Origin of the sequence: Actinomadura hibisca NBRC 15177 (genome assembly GCF_001552635.1) — a bacterium.
GTDB classification, from domain to species: Bacteria; Actinomycetota; Actinomycetes; order Streptosporangiales; family Streptosporangiaceae; genus Spirillospora; species Spirillospora hibisca.
Map to the genome: position 1 here is coordinate 1 of NZ_BCRO01000156.1, position 4,270 is coordinate 4,270.

Sequence of the window (4,270 nt, forward strand, 5' to 3'; positions counted from 1 at the left end):
GCCCGTCGGCCTCGGCGGCGAGCTGCCGCAGGCGGCGCAACGAACGGTCGGTGATCTGCCGCACCCGGTTGTGGCTCAGCCCGTATCGGGCGCCGATCTGGGCGTAGGACAGCGGCTGCCCGTTGTCCATGCCGAACCGCGCCCGCACGATGGCCGCCTCGCGCTCGGGCAGCCGCTCCAGCAGCCGTCCCAGGCCCTCCAGGTCGTCCAGCGCCAGCACCTCGGCCTCCGGGGTGACCGCCTCGGGATCCTCCAGCAGGTCGCCCATCGAGGTCTCGCCGGCGTCGTCGACGGTGGCGTCCAGGCTCGCCGGGTCGCGCCGCCAGCGCAGCAGCTCGTCCACGTGCTCGGGCTCGGCCCCGACCGAGGCGGCCAGCTCGTCGCGGGTGGGCTCGCGGCCCAGCTCGCGGCTGAGCTGCCGCTCGGCGCGGCGCAGCCGGGACAACTCCTCCTCGACGTGCACGGGCAGCCGGATGGTGCGGGCGGTGTGACTGAGCCCACGCCCGATCGCCTGCCGGATCCACCACGTGGCGTAGGTGGAGAACTTGAAGCCCCGGCGGTAGTCGAACTTCTCCACCGCGCGCATCAGCCCGAGGTTGCCCTCCTGGATGAGGTCGATCAGCGGCAGGGCGTCGGTGGGGTACTTGCGGGCGATCGAGACCACGAGCCGCAGGTTGGCCTCCACGAACCGCTGCTTGGCGCGCAGCCCGGCCTCGGCCAGCGCCGCCAGCTCGTCACGGGTCGTCCCTGCGGGCGGCGTGCCCTCGTCGAGCAGGTGCTCGGCGTACAGGCCCCCCTCGATCGCCTTGGCCAGGTCGACCTCCTCCTCCGCGTCCAGCAGAGGCGTGCGGCCGATCCGGTCGAGGTAGGCCCCGACGAGGTCCTTGTCGGGGGCGTCGATCCTGTCGCCCTTGGTACGGGTTGCAGCCATCCTGACCCTTCTCCAGTGCGATCTCCCTAAGAGGACAACGCTAATTACCGCTCTGTGATTCCCGGGTGGGGAATACTGCGGGCCTGTACGCCGCTCTACCCGTTCTGATACCCCGACCGAGGAGAAAACGACATGGCGACGGTCACACTGACCGCGGAGAACTTCGACGAGGTCGCCGGGGGCGAGGGGATCGTCCTGGTGGACTTCTGGGCCTCCTGGTGCGGGCCGTGCCGCCGGTTCGCGCCGGTGTACGAGAAGTCGTCGGACAAGCACGCGGACATCACCTTCGCCAAGGTCGACACCGAGGCCGAGGCGGCGCTGTCGGAGCGCTTCCGGATCAGCTCGATCCCGACGCTGATGGCGATCCGCGACGGCGTGATCGTGTTCGCCGAGCCCGGCGCGCTGCCGGACGCGGTGCTGGAGAACGTGATCGAGCAGGTGCGCGGGCTGGACATGGACGACGTGCGCAAGCGCATGGGGTCCTGACCGGTAGCGGCCTGGGCGTCCCCTCTTCCGACCGTTGAGGCGGATTGGTAGCCATTTGTTGGGATATGTCGGCTCCTTTGGCGGCTCCCGTCCCCGCTCCCGGAGACCGGCTCCGGGAGCACCGCACGCGATCCCCGGACGGGGGACCCGCGAAGCGACGCCGACGACCGGCACCGGTCAGGAGGAGACACCATGATCACCGCACCCCGCCTGCGCCCGCCGCGCGAGGTGGCTCGCCGGCTCGTCCGCTCGGCCCCGATCGCCCGGCTGCGCCAGGCCGGCGGCCGCATCCGCGCCGAGGACTACGTCGAGGACGGCCGCTACGTCGTGCGCGCCGACCTGCCGGGCATGGACCCGGACCGCGACATCGCGGTGTCGGTGCGCCGCGACACCATCGAGATCAAGGCGATCCGCCGCGACCAGCACCGGGGCGGCCACACCGGCGAGATCTCCTACGGCCTGTTCCGCCGGGTGGTGACGCTGCCCCGCGACGCCGACCGCGACACCCTCACCACGCGCTACGCCGACGGCGTCCTGGAGGTGGCCGTGGCCCTGTCCGGCGCGCGCCTCCGGGCCGTCCCGCATGGACGATGATGGGGCCATGCTGGCCGACATCGTCGATTACCTGCTCTGCCCCGTCTGCGGAGCCGACCTCGCCCTGACCGGACGTGGGCTGCGCTGCCCGGCCGGGCACACCTTCGACGTCGCCAGGCAGGGCTACGCGAACCTGCTGCCGGGCAACGCCCGGCCGGGCACCGCCGACACCCCGGAGATGGTGCGGGCCCGCGCCGACTTCCTGGGCGCGGGCCACTTCGCACCGCTGACGGACCTGCTCGCCGGACGGGCGACCCGCACGCTGCCCCCTGACGCCAGATTCCTGGACGCGGGCGCGGGAACCGGCGCCTACCTGAGCGCGGTACTGGACGAGGCGCCGACCGCCTCGGGCCTCGCACTGGACATCTCCAAGCACGCCGCTCGCCGAGCGGCCCGCGCGCACCCCCGCGCGGGGGCGGTCGTCGCGGACCTGTGGCGACCGCTACCGGTCCGCGACACGACCGTGGACGTGATCCTGAACGTCTTCGCGCCGCGCAACCCGGCCGAGTTCCGCCGCGTACTGCGCCCGGGCGGGGCGCTCCACGTGGTCACGCCGTCGCCCCGCCACCTCGGCCCCCTGGTGGAGCGGCTGGGCCTGCTGACGGTGGACGAGCAGAAAACCGAACGAATGGACGCGGCACTGGCCGACCACTTCGCCCTGGAAACCCGGGAGAACCTCGAAACCCGGACGGAACTGGCCCACAAGGAGATCGAGACCCTGGTGGGCATGGGCCCCAACGCCCACCACGTCACCACCGAGGAGCTGTCCCGCCGGATCGGGGAGCTAGCCGACCCGTTCGAGGTGCCGCTGTCGTTCACCCTGTCGACGTTCCGCCCGCGCGGGTGACAGGCGCGCCAGCTCAAGCATGACCTGGGGGACGTCCCCGGGGCCGGTCAGGTCCCGGAGTTCGGGAACGTCCACGACCTCGTACAGGAACGAGACCGACACCGAACGGGCTGCGGCTCCGAGCAGGACGCGCTGGAGCGCCTGCCCGGCACGCAACCAGGTGGCGGGGTCATCGCCCCGGGTCGTGAGCATCGCCCGCTGGACGCCGTCCCCGGGAAGGGCGTGCAAGGTGACACCCTCCAACCGCGCGGCCTCGCCAAGTTCGTTCAACACCGGCAGGGAAGGCTTGACCGACGGCCCGGCCCCGCGCCCCGGGAAGGGCCGCAAGGTGGTGGCGTACAACAACCGCTCGGCCCGGGTGACACGATGCCGCCCCGCGAGCCGAACCGCGGCGAGCACGGTGGGCTGCTCGGGATAGGGGAGGAGCCGCACGACGGTGGCCTGCCCGAACTGCGCGGCCGCGAGCCGGAGATTGACGAGCGCGGCCCCACACCCGAGGTGGAGCCCGCGCCCCAGGGGATCGTGCATCGCCCGGAACCGCGCGGGATCGGCATGGACCTCGATGAGTCCGGGAGCGGTCCGGAACCGCCAGGCGTGCACATCATGGATGGTGGGCCCCATGGTGCCCGCGACGACCAGACGTTCCGCCGGACGACGAACAGTGGTGGATGCGCTCACGCGGGCTACCTCCTGACCTCGGCCCGGCACTGCCGCCGGGCGGTCCACGGCCGGTGCCGCATCATGCCGAAATGTGCAGGTTCGAGCACGACGCGACGAGACTGAGCGAACCGTACCGCAATGTGAGCTGGCGCACGTAGTGCGTGATCTGCGAGAACAAGAGATCGGGAGAGTTCGGCGGAAGCACTGAGACGCGTGAGGGGGAGCGTTCGATTTGACGCTTGCCGGGAGCGGTTTTAGTGTTCTTCTCGCCCCGAGGGATGCGGGACGCCGAGAGGCGGACGGCCCGGGGGACGCCCGGTTCGGAAAACCGGTTCGAGTCACGCTCGGACTGTTGTAAGCTGAACTGGTCAGCCCGAGACGGGATGCAGGACGCCGCAAGGTGGCCGGCCCGGAGGGCGCTTCAGGTGGATCGAATCGGAGATCTTCGGATCATCCAGTGTTCGGTGCGCCGAATCGGAAGTCTCGTACCGGTCGAAATGATCTCGCTGAGGTCGATTTGACAGGCGGAGTCAACCGAATAAGCTTGAAGGGTTGCCCCGGAGCGGGGCTCGCGAGTAGCGGGTCAAGCGCGGTGGGTGTCCGTTTCTTGAGAACTCAACAGCGTGTTAAAAGCCAGTGCCTTTACAGACCAGGCCAATGCGCCTGGTCACCCCGTGCTGATGCTTTCGGGTGTCGGCAGGGATTTCTTTGAGGCAAGTCGGCCCTCCGTATGGGGGTCGCATTTGCTGGGA

At 70.6% G+C, this 4,270-nt stretch carries 5 protein-coding genes; 3 read left to right on the forward strand and 2 right to left on the reverse strand.

The annotated features are described in order from the left end of the window. The coding region (locus AH6_RS41850) for a sigma-70 family RNA polymerase sigma factor (protein ID WP_067492027.1) at positions 1 to 931 on the reverse strand (931 nt) is incomplete at its 3' end. A gap of 132 nt (positions 932 to 1,063) precedes the next feature. Between AH6_RS41850 and trxA the strand changes: the two genes are divergently transcribed. From trxA to AH6_RS41865, 3 genes are all read left to right on the forward strand, one after another. Continuing rightward, positions 1,064 to 1,417, forward strand: a complete 354-nt coding sequence (trxA, locus tag AH6_RS41855; protein WP_067492029.1) for a thioredoxin — start codon at positions 1,064 to 1,066, stop codon at positions 1,415 to 1,417. A gap of 192 nt (positions 1,418 to 1,609) precedes the next feature. Further along, positions 1,610 to 2,011, forward strand: a complete 402-nt coding sequence (locus AH6_RS41860; RefSeq protein ID WP_067492032.1) for an Hsp20/alpha crystallin family protein — start codon at positions 1,610 to 1,612, stop codon at positions 2,009 to 2,011. A 7-nt stretch (positions 2,012 to 2,018) separates the two neighbouring features. Continuing rightward, on the forward strand, positions 2,019 to 2,858 hold the full coding sequence (locus AH6_RS41865; RefSeq protein ID WP_067492034.1) for a putative RNA methyltransferase: 840 nt from the start codon (positions 2,019 to 2,021) through the stop codon (positions 2,856 to 2,858). Here the strand turns inward: AH6_RS41865 and AH6_RS41870 are convergent. Then, positions 2,796 to 3,536 (reverse strand): nitroreductase family protein, encoded by a 741-nt coding sequence (locus tag AH6_RS41870; protein WP_067492036.1) that lies wholly within the window; start codon positions 3,534 to 3,536, stop codon positions 2,796 to 2,798. The two genes, AH6_RS41865 and AH6_RS41870, sit on opposite strands and share 63 nt — an antisense overlap. Positions 3,537 to 4,270: the final 734 nt, after the last annotated feature.

Coding starts and splice junctions, on each gene's coding strand:
- AH6_RS41865 (WP_067492034.1), top strand. CDS start 2,019: ATGCTGGCCGACATCGTCGATTACCTGCTCTGCCCCGTCTGCGGAGCC.
- AH6_RS41860 (WP_067492032.1), top strand. CDS start 1,610: ATGATCACCGCACCCCGCCTGCGCCCGCCGCGCGAGGTGGCTCGCCGG.
- trxA (WP_067492029.1), top strand. CDS start 1,064: ATGGCGACGGTCACACTGACCGCGGAGAACTTCGACGAGGTCGCCGGG.